Annotated in this window: 13 protein-coding genes; 7 read left to right on the top strand and 6 right to left on the bottom strand. The window is 67.2% G+C overall.

Annotated elements, in window-relative coordinates:
- Positions 1–34 precede the first annotated feature (34 nt).
- From ACYRGX_RS13910 to ACYRGX_RS13895, 4 genes are read right to left on the bottom strand one after another with little or no spacing between them, the layout of a single operon-like run.
- Entirely contained in the window at positions 35–2,548 is a 2,514-nt protein-coding gene (locus tag ACYRGX_RS13910; RefSeq protein WP_473053059.1) for a ligase-associated DNA damage response DEXH box helicase, read from the bottom strand.
- Positions 2,548–4,203 (bottom strand): ATP-dependent DNA ligase, encoded by a 1,656-nt coding sequence (locus tag ACYRGX_RS13905; RefSeq protein WP_473053058.1) that lies wholly within the window; start codon positions 4,201–4,203, stop codon positions 2,548–2,550. Before ACYRGX_RS13905 ends, ACYRGX_RS13910 begins: the two co-directional genes overlap by 1 nt.
- Positions 4,200–5,210, bottom strand: coding sequence for a ligase-associated DNA damage response exonuclease (locus ACYRGX_RS13900; protein WP_473053057.1), 1,011 nt, complete (start codon positions 5,208–5,210; stop codon positions 4,200–4,202). Before ACYRGX_RS13900 ends, ACYRGX_RS13905 begins: the two co-directional genes overlap by 4 nt.
- A gap of 57 nt (positions 5,211–5,267) precedes the next feature.
- Complete coding sequence (locus ACYRGX_RS13895; protein WP_473056695.1) at positions 5,268–6,164, bottom strand: LysR family transcriptional regulator; 897 nt, start codon at positions 6,162–6,164, stop codon at positions 5,268–5,270.
- A 117-nt stretch (positions 6,165–6,281) separates the two neighbouring features.
- On the opposite strand from ACYRGX_RS13895, the gene ACYRGX_RS13890 reads away from it, so the two are divergent.
- From ACYRGX_RS13890 to ACYRGX_RS13860, 7 genes are read left to right on the top strand one after another with little or no spacing between them, the layout of a single operon-like run.
- The gene (locus ACYRGX_RS13890) at positions 6,282–6,725 is read left to right on the top strand and encodes an aldo/keto reductase (protein WP_473053056.1); all 444 of its coding nucleotides are present in this window, start codon (positions 6,282–6,284) and stop codon (positions 6,723–6,725) included.
- 54 nt (positions 6,726–6,779) lie between these two features.
- On the top strand, positions 6,780–7,631 hold the full coding sequence (locus ACYRGX_RS13885) for an STAS domain-containing protein (RefSeq protein ID WP_473053055.1): 852 nt from the start codon (positions 6,780–6,782) through the stop codon (positions 7,629–7,631).
- Between the two features lie 4 nt (positions 7,632–7,635).
- Complete coding sequence (locus ACYRGX_RS13880) at positions 7,636–7,998, top strand: STAS domain-containing protein (RefSeq protein WP_473053054.1); 363 nt, start codon at positions 7,636–7,638, stop codon at positions 7,996–7,998.
- Complete coding sequence (locus tag ACYRGX_RS13875; protein WP_473053053.1) at positions 7,995–8,399, top strand: anti-sigma regulatory factor; 405 nt, start codon at positions 7,995–7,997, stop codon at positions 8,397–8,399. Before ACYRGX_RS13880 ends, ACYRGX_RS13875 begins: the two co-directional genes overlap by 4 nt.
- Positions 8,396–9,397, top strand: coding sequence for an ATP-binding protein (locus ACYRGX_RS13870; RefSeq protein ID WP_473056694.1), 1,002 nt, complete (start codon positions 8,396–8,398; stop codon positions 9,395–9,397). The genes ACYRGX_RS13875 and ACYRGX_RS13870 overlap by 4 nt, the downstream gene beginning before the upstream one ends.
- On the top strand, positions 9,390–10,265 hold the full coding sequence (locus ACYRGX_RS13865) for a sensor histidine kinase (RefSeq protein WP_473053052.1): 876 nt from the start codon (positions 9,390–9,392) through the stop codon (positions 10,263–10,265). Before ACYRGX_RS13870 ends, ACYRGX_RS13865 begins: the two co-directional genes overlap by 8 nt.
- Positions 10,255–12,210, top strand: a complete 1,956-nt coding sequence (locus ACYRGX_RS13860) for a response regulator (RefSeq protein ID WP_473053051.1) — start codon at positions 10,255–10,257, stop codon at positions 12,208–12,210. Before ACYRGX_RS13865 ends, ACYRGX_RS13860 begins: the two co-directional genes overlap by 11 nt.
- A gap of 39 nt (positions 12,211–12,249) precedes the next feature.
- Here ACYRGX_RS13860 and ACYRGX_RS13855 read toward each other — a convergent pair whose 3' ends face one another.
- Both ACYRGX_RS13855 and ACYRGX_RS13850 read right to left on the bottom strand, forming a co-directional pair.
- Positions 12,250–13,212, bottom strand: coding sequence for a 2-hydroxyacid dehydrogenase (locus tag ACYRGX_RS13855; RefSeq protein WP_473053050.1), 963 nt, complete (start codon positions 13,210–13,212; stop codon positions 12,250–12,252).
- Positions 13,213–13,295: 83 nt separating this feature from the next.
- Positions 13,296–14,876: an aldehyde dehydrogenase (NADP(+)) gene (locus ACYRGX_RS13850; protein ID WP_473053049.1), complete on the bottom strand. Its 1,581-nt coding sequence runs from the start codon at positions 14,874–14,876 to the stop codon at positions 13,296–13,298.
- Positions 14,877–14,891: the final 15 nt, after the last annotated feature.

Here is a 14,891-nt window from a genome sequence, read left to right as displayed (position 1 = left end):
TGGGTTTCCTACGGCGCGGGCGACCATCCTTCAGTTACCGTGGCGCGCGTGGCCGCGGACGTTCGTCGTCGATGGCCAGTGGCACCTGCGCGTCGAGCGGCGTGCCCCCGGCCGCACGCTCCAGCTCACCCAGCATGCGGCGGATGCGCTCGGCGAGCTTTTCCGAGCTCAGGCTCTCGCGGAAGCGCTCGACCATCAGCGGAAAGGCCAGCGGCGTCGGCCGCTTCAGCGCATGCAAGTCCAGCCGGCACGCCTGCAAACGCCGCAATGTCTGCGCCAGGCGTTTCACTTCCAGCTCCTGTCCCAGCACCTCCTGCTGCGCCTGGTCGAGCAGGCGATTGTCCGGGTCGTATTGCTGGAACACGTCGAAGAACAGCGAGCTGGAAGCCTGCAACTGGCGGGCACTCTTACCGGCGCCGGGATAACCGACGAACACCAACCCGGCGATCCGCGCGATCTCGCGGAAGCGCCGGCGCGCCAGTTCGCCGGCATTCAGGCTGGCGAGCACGTCGTGCAGCAGCTCGTCGGTGTCGAACAGATCCGGCGTGAGCGCGCCGGCATAGTCCACCGCACTCGCGCAGAGCAGTTCGAGCCCGTAGTCGTTCACCGCCAGGGAGAAACTCAGCGGTTGCTGCCGCGCCAATCGCCAGGCCAGCAGGCTGGCCAATCCCAGGTGCACGGCGCGGCCGGCGAAGGGATAGAGGAACAGGTGCCAGCCCTCGCGGGACTTGTGGGTCTCGGCCAGCAGCGTGCCGACCCTGGGCAGCGCCGACCATTGCCGCTGCACGTCCAGCAGTGGCCGCAGCAGGCTCATTTCCGGACCGACGAACTCGCCCTTCGCGGCGACATCCAGGCGCTCCACCACGGCATCGGCCAGCTCGCTGGAGAGCGGCATGCGCCCGCCGTTCCAGCGCGGCACAGCGGCCTTCTTCGACGCAGCGCGGCGGACGAAGACGGTCATGTTTTCCACCCGCACCAGTTCCAGCGGCCGCCCGGCGAAAAGGAACACGTCACCGGGGCGCAAGCGGGCGATGAAGCCTTCCTCCACGCTGCCCAGCGAGCCGCCGGCACCGCCCTTGCTCCAGAAGCGCACGGCCAGCGCCGCATCGCTGACGATGGTGCCGATGCTCATGCGCTGACGGCGCGCGAGGCGCGTATCCGGCACCGTCCATAGGCCCTCGGCGTCGGGCTCGGCACGTCGGTAGTCGGGATAGGCCGTGAGCGAGTCGCCGCCGTGGCGGATGAACGCCAGTGCCCAGTGCCACTCCTCGTCGCTCAGCGCGCGGTAGGCCCAGGCGCTGCGCACCTCGGCGAGCATAGGTTCTGCCTTGAAACCGACCAGCGCCATGCTCACCAGGTGCTGCACCAGCACGTCCAGCGGCTTGTCCGGCGACTGTCGCGCTTCTACCCGACGCTCGGCCACCGCCACCTGGGCCGCCGCGGATTCCAGCAGTTCCAGCGCGTGAGTCGGCACCAGGGTGATGCGCGAGGCGCGTCCCGGTGCGTGCCCGGAGCGCCCCGCGCGTTGCAGCAGCCGAGCCACGCCCTTGGGCGAGCCGATCTGCAGCACCCGCTCCACCGGCAGGAAATCCACCCCCAGGTCCAGACTGGAGGTACAGACCACCGCCTTGAGCTGCCCCTGCTTGAGCGCCTGCTCGACCCAGTCGCGCACCGTGCGATCCAGCGAGCCATGGTGCAATGCGATCAACCCGGCCCAGTCCGGCCGTGCCTCGAGCAGCGCCTGGTACCACAGCTCCGCCTGGGAGCGGGTGTTGGTGAAGACCAGGCTGGTGCCGCTGGCCTGCAGTTCCTCGACCACCTGCGGAAGCATGCGCAGGCCCAGGTGGCCGGCCCAGGGAAAGCGTTCCAGGCTCGTCGGCAACAGGCTGTCGACCTGCAACGTCTTGGGCTCCTGGCCCTGTACCAGGCGCCCGGCGGGCATCAACACCTCCCGGGCATGCTCGAGATTGCCGAGGGTGGCGGACAACGCCCAGACCATCAGTTCGGGTCGCCACTGGCGCAGTCGCGCCAGGGCCAACTGCAACTGCACGCCGCGCTTGTTGCCGAGCAGCTCGTGCCATTCGTCCACCACCACCAGACGCACGCTGGCGAACGCCTGCTGGGCGTCGGCGCGGGTCAGCAGCAAGGTCAGGCTCTCCGGCGTGGTGACCAGCGCGCTGGGCAGCCGCCGGCTCTGCCGCGCGCGCTCGGCGCTGCCGGTATCGCCGCTGCGCAGGCCCACGCTCCAGGGAATCTCCAGCGCTTCCAGCGGCGTCTGCAGGGCGCGCACGGTATCGGCGGCGAGCGCGCGCATCGGGGTGATCCACAATATGGTGAACGGCGCCTGGGCCGCACGCGTCGGCGGCGCTTCGCGGGCGAAGCGATCCAGCGCGGCGAACCACACCGCGTAGGTCTTGCCGGAGCCGGTGGAGGCATGCAGCAGCCCCGACTCGCCCGCGCCCACCGCCTGCCAGATCTCGCGCTGGAAGGCGAAGGGACGCCAACCGCGTAGCGCGAACCAGCGTTGCGAGGGTAACTCCCGGCGCATCAGAGCAGGCCCCGCAAGGTGGCGAGGGTGTCGGCCTCATCCACCGGCTTGTCGGTACGCCAGCGCAGCATCCGCGGGAAGCGCACGGCGATGCCGCTCTTGTGCCGCTTGGACAGGGAAATACCCTCGAAGCCGAGCTCGAATACCAGCGTCGGGGTGACGCTGCGCACCGGGCCGAACTTCTCCACGGTGGTCTTGCGGATGATCGCATCCACCTTGCGCATTTCCTCGTCGGTGAGCCCGGAATAGGCCTTGGCGAAGGGCATCAGCACCCGCTCGCCCGGGGACGAGTCGTCCCACACAGCGAAGGTGTAGTCGCTGTAAAGACTGGCGCGACGGCCATGCCCGCGCTGGGCGTAGATCAGCACCGCATCGACGCTGAACGGATCGACCTTCCACTTCCACCACAGCCCCAGATCGCGGGTGCGGCCGACGCCGTAGAGCGAGTCGCGGCGCTTGAGCATCAGGCCCTCCACGCCCAGGCTGCGCGACGCCTCGCGCTGGCGCGCCAGGTCCGCCCAGTCGCGTCCCTCCACTAGTGGCGACAGGCGCAGGCGCGCATCGCCCACCTCCTCCACCAGCGTCTCCAGTCGCGCCCGCCGCTGGTCCTGGCGCCGGTTGCGCCAGTCCTCGCCGCGCCATTCCAACAGGTCGTAGGCGAGCAGCGCCGCCGGCAATTCATCGAGCAGCTTGCGCGTCAGCGTCTTGCGTCCGATACGCTGCTGCAACAGGGCGAACGGCTGCACGCCAAAGGCACTGTCCTGCGCACCCTGCGGCGTGCTGATCACCAGCTCGCCGTCGATCACGCAGCCATCGGGTAGCACGTCGGCCAAGGCCTGCAATTCCGGGAAGCGCTCGCTGATCAGTTCCTCGCCGCGTGACCACAGCCAAAGGCGGCCCTCGCGCTTGACCAGTTGGGCGCGAATGCCATCCCACTTCCACTCCACCTGCCAGTCCTCCACCGCACCCAGTTGCGCATCGAACTGCTCCAGCGGCGCCTGCAGCGGATGGGCGAGGAAGAACGGATAGGGCTGGCCGCCGCGCTGGGCGTGCTCGTCGCTGGATTCGGGGGCAATCAGCGCCTGGTAACCCTGCGCCGTTGGCCGGCGTGACAGGTCGGTGTAGCCGACCATGCGCTGCGCCACGCGCTTGGCGTCCAGTTGCGCCATGCTCGCCAGGGCGCGGGTCACCAGCAGCTTGGAGACGCCGACACGAAAGCCCCCGGTGAGCAGCTTGAGGCTGACCAGCAGGCTCTGCCGATCGAGCTCGGCCCACAGCGGCGGTAGGCGCTCGGCGAGTTCCTCAGGCGACAGGCCACGCAGCGGCAGCAGGCGTTCCTCCAGCCACCAGGCCAGGCCGCCGCTGGCGGGAGCGGAGGACGTCGGCAACAGCAGCGAGAGGGTCTCGGCCAGGTCGCCGACGGCCTGGTAGCACTCCTCGAACAGCCATTCCGGCAGCTCCGCCGTACGCGTCGCCAGCTCGCGCAGGGTGCGCGTCGGCACCCGTTGTCGAGGGCGCCCGCCGGCCAGGTAGTAGACCGCCCAGGCGGCATCGGCCGGCGCGGCGCTGGCGAAGTAGTCCTGCAGGGCCTGCAACTTGGCATTGCTCGAAGTGGTGGCGTCGAGCCGCGCGTAGAGATCGGCGAAGGCCTTCATGCCTGGGCCTCCGGCGCGTCGTCCTCGTCGCCGTACTCGGTCTGGAAGCCGCGCGCATCCAGGCCGCGTTCGCGCAGGTAGCGCACCAGTACCTCGACCTGGCCATGGGTGACCATCACCCGCTCGGCGCCGGTCTGCTCGATGGCCCACAGCAGGCCCGGCCAGTCGGCATGGTCGGAGAGCACGAAGCCGCGGTCCACGCCGCGCCGGCGACGGGTGCCACGCAGCAACATCCAGCCGCTGGCGAAGGCATCGCTGTAGTCGCCGAAACGCCGCAGCCAGGTGCTGCCGGCCGCCGACGGTGGCGCCAGGATCAGCGCCTGGCGCAATAAGGGGTCGGTCTTCTTGAAGTCGCTGGCGTAGTGGGTCTGCGGCAATGCCACCCCAGCCTCGCGGTACACCGCATCGAGCGGCTGCATCGCGCCATGCACGAGGATCGGGCCGATGCTGGCATCGATCCCGCGCAGGATGCGTTGCGCCTTGCCGAAGGCATAGGCGAACAGCACGCTGGCGCGCCCGGCGGCGGCGTTCTCGCGCCACCAGGCGTCGATCCCGGCGAACACCTCGGCCTGCGCCGGCCAGCGGTAGATCGGCAGGCCGAAGGTCGACTCGCTGATGAAGGTATGGCAACGCACCGGCTCGAAGGCGGCGCAGGTGGCATCGGCTTCGACTTTGTAGTCGCCGGAGGCGACCCAGACCTCGCCGCGGTACTCCAGGCGCACCTGCGCCGAACCGAGCACATGGCCGGCCGGATGCAGGCTCAGGGTCACCCCGTGATGCTTGATGCGCTCGCCGTAGGCCAGGCTCTGCAGGTCGATCTGCGCGCCCAGTCGGGCGCGCAGGATGCCCTCGCCAGGCGCGGCAGCGAGGTAATGGGTACTGCCGCTGCGGGCATGATCGCCGTGACCGTGGGTGATGACGGCGCGCTGCACCGGGCGCCAGGGGTCGATGTAGAAATCACCGGGTGGACAATAGAGCCCTTCCGGGCGAGCGACGACCAACTCCATGCGGGCACCTTGCGCAAGACTTACCCATGGGATCGCCCAACCCGCTGCCGGGTTCGCTCAAGCACCCCGCCAACGCAGCGCGTCGACCAGCAAGGCGAAGGCCGGCGAGTGTTGGCGACGCCCCGGGTAATACAGATGGTAGCCGGGGAACGCCGGGCACCAGTCCTCCAGTACGCGGACCAGCCGGCCCGCCGCGAGGTCCTCGAGCACCACGTCCTCGGGCATGCAGGCCAAGCCGAGACCCTCACTGGCGGCATCGATGATCATCTGCGCGTCGTTGCAGGTGAAACGCCCCTCGACCTTCACGTTGACCGCGCGACCGTCTTTCTCCAGCTCCCACGCGTACAAGCCGCCCAAGGTCGGGAGGCGCAGGTTGATGCAGCCGTGCGCGGTGAGATCGTCCGGGGTTTGCGGGCGCCCCTGGCGACGCAGGTAGTCTGGAGAAGCGACCACCGCCATGCGGATCTCGGGCGAGATGCGCACCGCGATCATGTCCTTGGCCACCTGCTCGCCCAGACGCACACCGGCGTCGAAGCCTTCGCCGACGATATCGGTCAGGCGATGGTCGACGGACATCTCGATGTGCAGCTTGGGGTGCTCGGCCAGCAGCTTGTTCACCACCGGCATCACGAAACGCTGGGCCGCGTTGCGGCTGCAAGTCAGGCGAATGTGGCCTGCCGGTTCCGTGCGCAGGGCATCGAGGGACGCCACACTCTCGCGAATGCCTTCCAGCGCGGGTTTCACCGACGCATAGAGCTGCGCACCGGCCTCTGTCAGGCCGATATTGCGCGTCGTACGCGCCAGCAGACGCAGTCCAAGCCGCTCTTCCAGACGCCGCAGGGTATGACTCAACGCCGATTGGCTGACACCCACTCGCGCCGCTGCGCGGGTGAAGCTGCGCTCCTCCGCCACCACCACGAAACACGCCAGGTCACCCCATTCGTTCCGGTTTATTGATGAATGACCTGCATGGATTCGTGAAGAATTACACCGTCAATAAAATAGATCCTTTCCTCCTGTTCTGGCCACCACGCAATCCGCTGACGCCCTCGAGAAGGCAGAAGATCATGCATGAACGCTCGGTCGTTCCGGCCTGAAGGTTTCCGCACTCGGTTACGGTGGCATGGGCCACGGACTTCCGCTACGCCAGTCAACTCAGCAAGGCCGCCGCCATGGGCATGCGAGCGCCTGGGCACCGAGCAGATCGAGCCGTTCTACCCACATCGAGCAGATCCCAACGGGCCTATCGAGGACGTGGCCGGAGCGGTCAAGCGATTGATCGAGGGAGGCAAGGTCAAGTACTTCGGGCTTTCCGAGCCGGGTGCAGACCGTCCGCCGCGCCCTCTCCTGCCCACGTCCCGAGCGTGCGTCGACAGCCGGCGCGCGAGTGGTCAAAAGTCCTCTTCCCGCGCCAACTCGAAGCTGGCTAATATGCAGTCCCTTTGCCATCGGCGACGGTTCCGACGCCGTTTCGCTCTTGCCAATCCACAACTAGTTTCGGCGACAAGTGTCTGATCTTGCGCCATTCATATCCGGGAAGCCGGCTATCTATCAGTCAGGAGCGACACTATGGCGGCACTGCAAGACGGCACCATCGAGGCGATCACCAGCGGACAAGCACAGTTGCTCAAAGAATGGCTCGAGAGCCTCGAGGCCAACGGCGGCACGCGCAACATCAAGGATCAGGATCTGCGCAAACAGACCGTCGATTTCCTTGACCTGCTCGTCGGCGGCCTACAAGGCGCCTATGGCAACAACATCGCCGTGCCCGAATGGCAGAACATCCGCCAGTTCCTTGAGAAACTCTCCGCCAGCCGCGCGCAACTGGGGCACGACTCGCACCAGACCGCCTACTTCATCTTCGCCCTCAAGGGCCCGCTGTTTGCCCTGCTGCAGCGTCGTTTCCAGAACGAACCGGCACAACTCGCCGAGCAACTGTGGGAAATCTCCGAACTGCTCGATGCCCTGGGCATGCACACCATCCGCACCTACCAGAACTCCCGCGAGGCGGTGATCCGTCGCCAGCAGGAAGAGCTGCTCGAGCTTTCCACCCCGGTGGTCAAGTTATGGGATGGCGTGCTGGCGCTGCCGATGATCGGCACCCTGGACTCCCAGCGCACGCAGGTGGTCATGGAGTCGCTGTTGCAGCGCATCGTCGACACCGGCTCGGAAATCGCCATCATCGACATCACCGGCGTTCCCACTGTGGACACCCTGGTGGCGCAGCACTTGCTCAAGACCGTTACCGCGATCCGCCTGATGGGCGCGGATTGCATCATCAGCGGCGTGCGCCCGCAGATCGCGCAGACCATCGTCCACCTCGGCCTCGACCTGCAGGGCGTGGTGACCAAGGCCAACCTCGCCGACGCGCTGAAACTGGCGCTGACGCGCCTGGGCAACAGCGTCATCAAAACGGCCTGACGCCATGGAACGCATTCCTATTCTGCAGATGGGTGGCTTCCTGTTGGTCACCATCCAGGTCGACATGCACGACCAGCTCGCATTGACCTTGCAGGACGACCTGTCCGAACGCATCAGCCGCACCTCGGCGCGTGGCGTACTGATCGACATCTCCGCGCTGGACATGGTCGACTCCTTCATCGGCCGGATGATCAGCACGATTTCCGGGCTATCGAAGATCATGGACGCCGAGACCGTTGTGGTCGGCATGCAGCCAGCGGTGGCGATCACCCTGGTGGAGCTGGGCCTGACCCTGCCCGGTGTGAGCACCGCGCTGAATGTCGAGCGCGGCATGCGCTTGCTGCAACAGCGGGTCGCGCAACAATGATCGTGCGTAGCAACGGCAGCCAGGCGATACGCATCGAGCAGGACGTGGTGCTGGCGCGTCAACTCGCACGCAAGCTCGCTGGCGAGTGCGGCATGCGCCTGATCCATCAGACCAAGCTGGTCACCGCGGTGAGCGAGCTGGCACGTAACACCGTCATCTACGGCGGCGGCGGCGATATGGACTGGCAGATACTCGAGGCCGGTGCGCGCACCGGCCTGCGCCTCATCTTTCGCGACGAAGGCCCGGGTATCCCCGACCTCAAGCTGGCGATGACCGACGGTTGGACCTCCGGCAGCGGCCTGGGCCTGGGCCTGACCGGCTCGAAGCGCCTGGTGGACGAGTTCGAGCTGGACAGCGCTCCCGGCGAAGGCACGCGAGTGACCATCACCCAATGGACGTGAATCTCTGCGGCAGCCTGACTCAGGTTCTGGCCATCGAAGACAGCAGCCAGGTCGGTCATGCCCGCCGCACCGCGCAGAAACTCGCCGAATGCCAGGGCTTTGCCGAACAGGACGCCGGTCGGGTAGCGCTGGTTGCCACCGAGCTGGCCAGCAACCTGCTCAAGCATGCCGGCCACGGCGTTCTGCACCTGCGCGCCCTGCCCGGCCCCGGCATCGAGCTGCTGGCGATTGACCGTGCCCAGGGCTGCGACCTGGACGTCTGCCTGGCCGACGGCTTCTCCACCCGCGGCACCCAAGGCATCGGCCTGGGCGCGGTGCTGCGCCAGGCACAGGTATTCGATGCCTACAGCGACGCCCGTGGCACCGCCCTGCTCGCCCGCTTCTACCCTCAGAAATCCGAGGTTCGCGATCTGCGCGCCGGCATCAGCCACCACGCGCTGGAAGGTGAAGACGTGTGCGGCGATACCTGGCACCTGGCACGCCGGGATGCGGACCTCTCGCTGCTGGTGATCGACGGTCTGGGCCACGGCCCCGAAGCCGGGCACGCCGCGCTGGCCGGCGAGCGTGCCTTCGCCAGCGAGCCCTTCGGCGAACCGACGCAGCTTCTACAGGATATGCATCAGGCAATGAACGGCACCCGCGGCGGCGCAGTGGCCATCGCGCAACTGCAGGCGCGGGAGGGCCGGCTGCGCTTCATCGGCGTCGGCAATATCGGCGCACGTCTGCTCGCGGGAGAAAACAGCCGCGGTTTGGCATCTCACCCTGGAATCGTCGGCGGGCAGTACCGCACGGCCCGCGCCTTCGACTACGCTCACCTGGATGGACAATTGTTGATCATGCACAGCGATGGCCTGCAATCACGCTGGAACCTCGCCGATTACCCTGGCCTGGTGCACCGTCACCCGGCATTGATCGCCGCGGTGTTGCATCGCGACTATTGCCGCGGACGCGACGACGTCACCGTGCTGGTGGTTGAGCTCGAGGGTGCCCATGACTGACCAGAAGCTGTCCACCGAAGTCGCCCAGGCACAGCTGATCGCACGCCTGCAGGCCGAAGCGGACGCCTTGCGGGGTGAGCTCGACGAAACCAATCAGGGTGTGCTCGCGCTCTACGCCGAGCTGGACAACCAGGCGGAGCAGCTGCGCCAGGCCTCCGACCTGAAGAGCCGTTTCCTGTCCTACATGAGTCATGAATTCCGTACGCCGCTGGGCTCGATCCTGAGCATTACCAGCCTGCTCGCGGATGAGCTGGACGGGCCACTCAGCCCAGAGCAGCACACCCAGGTCGCCTTCGTCAGCAACGCCGCGCGCGAACTCAGCGACATGGTCGACGACCTGCTCGACCTGGCCAAGATCGAGGCCGGACGCATCACCATCTCGCCGGCCTGGTTCGACATGTTCGACCTGTTCGCGGCGCTACGTGGGATGTTCCGCCCCATCGTCGATGCCCGCGCCGTGGATCTGATCTTCGAAGAACCCGCCGGTCTGCCGCGCCTGTTCACCGACGACAAGAAGCTCGCGCAGATCCTGCGCAACTTCATCTCCAATGCCTTGAAATTCACCCTGCGAGGCGAGGTTCGCATCTCCGCGCAATTGCACGACCCGGAGCGCGTGCGCTTCGCCGTGAAGGACACCGGTATCGGCATTCCCGGCGAGTTGCACGAGACCCTCTTCGAAGACTTTACCCAGGTCGATTCGCCGCTGCAGAAGCGGCTGCGCGGCACCGGCCTGGGTTTGTCGTTGTGCAAGCGCTTCGCCGAACTGCTTGGCGGCGAAGTCGGAGTGGAAAGCACGCCGGGCGAAGGCTCGACCTTCTTCGTGATCATTCCGCTGGCCCTCGCACAGGAGGCTGGCAATGAAGCCTGATGCATTGCTGCTGATCGTGGATGACAACGCCGCGACCCGCTACGCGCTGCGTCGCCGTCTGGAGCGCCAGGGCTATCGCGTGCTGGAAGCCGGCACCGGTGGTGAGGGTTTGGCGCTAATCGAGAGCGAAGCGCTGGATGCGCTGATCCTCGACGTCAACCTGCCGGACATGAGCGGCTTCGACATCGTGCGCAAGCTGCGCTCCGAGCCGGACACCGCGCTGCTGCCGGTGATCCACGTGTCCGCTGCCTCCATCCAGACCGGCGACATCATCACCGGTCTGGACGCCGGTGCCGACGCCTACCTGACCCACCCCGTCGATCCGGAGGTGCTCCAGGCCACGTTGCGCACGCTGCTGCGGGTGCGCGCCGCCGAAGAGGCCTTGCGCATCAGCGAGTCGCGCCTGCGCGAGATCTTCAGCAACGTTTCAGCGCCGATCGCGGTGCTCGACGCCCAACTGCGTGTCCATGAGTGCAACCAAGCCTTCGCTCTCCTGACCCGCGATAACCTGGACGCCAGCGTGTTGCGCGAGTGCTTCGCCGAGGACCAGGATGCGCTGCTCACGGAGCTGCGCCGACGCCTGGGCACCGGCGAACGCTGGAAAGCGTCACTGAACCTGCGCGTGCAGGGACTGCTGCGTGAAACCCAGTGGCAACTGTCGCCCTACCGCGCCGAAGGGCTCAGCCTGGTGTTCGTGGAAGACATGACCGAGCACCGGCACCGCGAACGCACGCATCTGGCGCGCCTGGAAGACGCCACCCATCGCCTGGCGCAAGAAATGGCCCAGCATGCGCGCACCGAGGCGCAACTGCTGCAGGCGCAGAAGAGCGAAGCCCTGGGCAAGCTCACCGGCGGCATCGCCCATGACTTCAACAACCTGCTTACCGGCATCATCACCAGCCTGGAGCTGATCCAGAAGCGGACCCGGGAAGCGCGGCCGGAAAAGGTCGTGCAATACGCCGAAGCCGCCCTCAACTCCGCCCGCAGCGCTGCCACCCTGACCCACCGACTACTGGCTTTCGCCCGTCAGCAACCGCTGGACACGCGTCCGGTGGACGTCAACGAGCGCATACGCTCACTGGAGGAGCTGTTCGTTCGAACCATCGGCGAACGCATCACCCTGCATCTGGAGCTGAGCCGCGAAGACACCGTCGCACTGGTCGACGCCAACCAGCTGGAAAATGCCGTACTCAACCTGGTGATCAATGCTCGCGATGCCCTGCCCGAAGGCGGACATATCTGGATCAGCACCTACACGGCGTATTCCGCCGGCGATCCGTCCCTGGCCGACGGCCACTACATCACGCTGACGGTGCGCGACGACGGTACCGGCATCGAGCACCACCTGCTGGACAAGGTCTTCGACCCCTTCTTCACCACCAAGCCGGTTGGCCAGGGCACCGGTCTCGGGCTGTCCAGCGTCTACGGTTTCGTCCGTCAGTCCGGCGGTAACGCCAGCATTCGCAGCATCCGCCACCAAGGCACCGAGGTAACCCTGATGCTGCCGGCTAGCGCGGAGCCGGCGCCGGTCCACACGGCGGTCGAAACCCGCGATGCTCGGGGTGCGGGCGAGCAGGTGCTGGTGGTAGATGACATGGCCGCCGTCAGGCTGTTCGTTTGCGAGGTGCTGGAAGACGCCGGCTACCGCTGCATTACCCTGGGTAGCAGCGAAGAAGCCTTGCAGCGTCTGCGCGAAGGCCCCGCGGTGGACTTGCTGCTCACCGATGTCGGCCTGCCACGGATGAATGGCCGCGCACTGGCCGACGCTGCGCGCACGATTCAGGTCGGCCTGCCGGTGCTGTTCATGACCGGCTATGCGGAAACCGCACTGGATCGCCAGGCGTTTCTCGACGACGGCATGGACATACTGGTCAAGCCCTTCCAGATTGGCGAGTTGCTGGACAAGGTGCGCGACACCTTGGGTCGTGCCGCGTCCTCGTCCTGAGCCGGGGTCCGTGCTGAACTCAACCCCGGCCGAAGAGCCCTAGATCACCGGATACCGGGGCTCATCACCCGCCAGCACACTGATCAGGTCCGACGCGGCGGTACGCGCCATCAACGCGCGCGCCTCGCGGGTCGCCGAGCCGATGTGCGGCAGCGCCACTACGTTGGGCAGGGCCAGCAGCGGGGAGTCGCCGCGCAGCGGCTCACGTTCGAACACGTCCAACCCGGCCGCACGCAGTTTTCCGGCGCGCAGCGCATCGAGCAGCGCCGCCTCGTCCAGCACGGCGCCACGGGAGATGTTCACCAGGATCGCCTCGGGCTTCATCCGTGCCAGTTGCTCGGCGCCGATCAGATGCCGCGTCTCCGGGGTCAGCGGTACGCACAGGCAGACGAAATCCGCCTCTTCGAGCAGCGCCTCCAGCGGCAGGTGACGGGCGCCGAACTCCGCCTCGTACTCCGGTTGCGGACGGCGCCCGGCGTAGAGGATCGACATACCGAAACCGAAGTGCGCGCGGCGTGCCACGGCGGCGCCGATGCGCCCCAGGCCGACGATGCCCAGGCGTTTGCCGTGGACGTCGAGGCCATAGAGTTCGTCGCCGACGCTGGAAGTCCAGCGATCCTCGCGAACGTGGGCGAGCAGCTCCGGAGCGCGCCGCGCGGTCATCATCAGCAACATGAAGCCGGTATCGGCGGTGGTCTCGGTCACTGCATCCGGGGTGTTGGTCAGGCGTATGCCACGGCTGCGCAGGTAGTTCAGGTCGTAGTTGTCGTAGCCGGCGGACACGCTGGCGATCACCTGCAACCGCGAGGCGTCGGCGAGCAATGCTTCGCCCAGCGAGAGGCTCGCACCGAACAGGCCGTCCGCCTCCTTCAGGGCCGCGAGAAATGCCTCGCGCTGACTACCCAGCGGATCGCTGAATTCGTGTAGATCGAAACGCTCACGCAAGTCCTGCAATACCGCCTGCGAGGAAATGCGGCTGAACACGACCACTTTCTTTTTCATTGTTTTCTGGCCTTTTCGCTAAGGAAAAACAGGAACGCCCGCCTACAGGTCAGGACCTGTGGCGGGCGAAGACGGCTCGATGATCAGAGCGCGTCGCGGCTGCTTTCGCCATCCACCAGACGGGCGATGCCCAGCGGGTTGGCGTTTTTCAGCGGCTCGGGCAGCAGTGCATCCGGGCAGTTCTGGTAGCACACCGGACGCAGGAAGCGCTCGATGGCCAGGGTGCCGACGGAGGTGCCGCGGGCGTCCGAGGTCGCCGGGTAGGGACCGCCGTGGACCATCGCGTCGCACACTTCCACCCCGGTGGGGTAGCCGTTGAACAGCACGCGGCCGGCCTTCTGCTCCAGCAGCGCGAGCAGCTCGCCGGCTTGCGCGGCGTCGTCGCCGTCGGCGATCAGGGTCGCGGTGAGCTGGCCGTGCAGGCCGTTCAGCGCGGCGCGAAGCTGCGCGGCGTCGGCCACTTCGATAACGATGGTGGTCGGGCCGAAGACCTCTTCCTGCAGCAGTTCGTCACCCTCGAGCAGCAGCGAAACGTCCGCCTGGAACAGCTGCGGCTTGGCCTGCCGGCCTTCCTGGGCGGCACCGGCCAGGTGCTTGACGCCCGGGTGGCCGTTGAGCGCGGCCAGGCCCTTCTCGTAGCTCTTCAGGGTGCCGGCGTTGAGCATGGTCTGCGGCTGCTGCTCGGCCATCACCGCCGTGAAGCGCTCGAGGAAGGCGGTGAATTCCGGCGATTTCACGCCGACCACCAGGCCCGGGTTGGTGCAGAACTGACCGCAGCCCATGGTCACCGAGGCGGCCAGTTCGCTGGCGATGGTCTCGCCGCGGGCTTTGAGGGCTTCGGGCAGCAGAACGACCGGGTTGATCGAGCTCATCTCGGCGAACACCGGGATCGGCTGCGGGCGCGCCGCGGCCATGTCGCACAGGGCGCGACCGCCCTTGAGCGAGCCGGTGAAGCCCACCGCCTGGATCGCCGGGTGCTTGACCAGCGCCTCGCCGACGCCGGAGCCGTAGATCATGTTGAACACGCCCTTGGGCATGCCGGTCTTCTCGGCGGCGCGGACGATGGCATCCGCCACGCACTCGGCGGTGGCCATGTGGCCGCTGTGGGCCTTGAACACCACCGGGCAGCCGGCGGCCAGCGCCGCGGCGGTGTCGCCACCGGCGGTGGAGAAGGCCAGCGGGAAGTTGGAGGCACCGAACACGCCCACCGGGCCGACGCCCAACTGGCACTGACGCAGGTCGACGCGCGGCAGCGGCTTGCGCTCGGGCATCGCGCGGTCGATGCGCGCGCCGTAGAAGTCGCCACGGCGCAGGACCTTGGCGAACAGGCGCATCTGCCCGCTGGTACGGCCACGCTCACCCTGGATACGGGCGGCCGGCAGCGCGGTTTCCTGGCAGACCAGGGCGACGAAGTCGTCACCCAGGGCGTCCAGCTCGTCGGCGATGGCGTCGAGGAACTCGGCGCGCTTGGCCGCCGGTAGGGCGCGGTAGGTGGAATAGGCGGACGCGGCGGCCTGGGCGGCGGCATCGACCTCTTCGATGGTGGCCTGGGCAAACGCGAAAGGCAGGGCTTCGCCGCTGCTGGCGTCGAAGCTTTTGACGGTAACGGAGCCGGCCGCGCTGCGTGCGCCGCCGATGTAGTTGTGGCCGAGAATGTCGGGCATGTGTATCTCCTTGCA

It is taken from the genome of Pseudomonas sp. R4-15, assembly GCF_055768815.1.
The sequence above is the reverse complement of the archived record's forward strand: the minus strand, read 5'-3'. Positions and strand labels throughout refer to the sequence as shown.

Excerpts from the sequence above, each read along its gene's own strand:
- ACYRGX_RS13910 (WP_473053059.1), bottom strand. The coding sequence starts at position 2,548 with ATGCGCCGGGAGTTACCCTCGCAACGCTGGTTCGCGCTACGCGGTTGG.
- ACYRGX_RS13905 (WP_473053058.1), bottom strand. The coding sequence starts at position 4,203 with ATGAAGGCCTTCGCCGATCTCTACGCGCGGCTCGACGCCACCACTTCG.
- ACYRGX_RS13900 (WP_473053057.1), bottom strand. The coding sequence starts at position 5,210 with ATGGAGTTGGTCGTCGCTCGCCCGGAAGGGCTCTATTGTCCACCCGGT.
- ACYRGX_RS13890 (WP_473053056.1), top strand. The coding sequence starts at position 6,282 with ATGAACGCTCGGTCGTTCCGGCCTGAAGGTTTCCGCACTCGGTTACGG.
- ACYRGX_RS13885 (WP_473053055.1), top strand. The coding sequence starts at position 6,780 with ATGGCGGCACTGCAAGACGGCACCATCGAGGCGATCACCAGCGGACAA.
- ACYRGX_RS13880 (WP_473053054.1), top strand. The coding sequence starts at position 7,636 with ATGGAACGCATTCCTATTCTGCAGATGGGTGGCTTCCTGTTGGTCACC.
- ACYRGX_RS13875 (WP_473053053.1), top strand. The coding sequence starts at position 7,995 with ATGATCGTGCGTAGCAACGGCAGCCAGGCGATACGCATCGAGCAGGAC.
- ACYRGX_RS13865 (WP_473053052.1), top strand. The coding sequence starts at position 9,390 with ATGACTGACCAGAAGCTGTCCACCGAAGTCGCCCAGGCACAGCTGATC.
- ACYRGX_RS13860 (WP_473053051.1), top strand. The coding sequence starts at position 10,255 with ATGAAGCCTGATGCATTGCTGCTGATCGTGGATGACAACGCCGCGACC.
- ACYRGX_RS13855 (WP_473053050.1), bottom strand. The coding sequence starts at position 13,212 with ATGAAAAAGAAAGTGGTCGTGTTCAGCCGCATTTCCTCGCAGGCGGTA.
- ACYRGX_RS13850 (WP_473053049.1), bottom strand. The coding sequence starts at position 14,876 with ATGCCCGACATTCTCGGCCACAACTACATCGGCGGCGCACGCAGCGCG.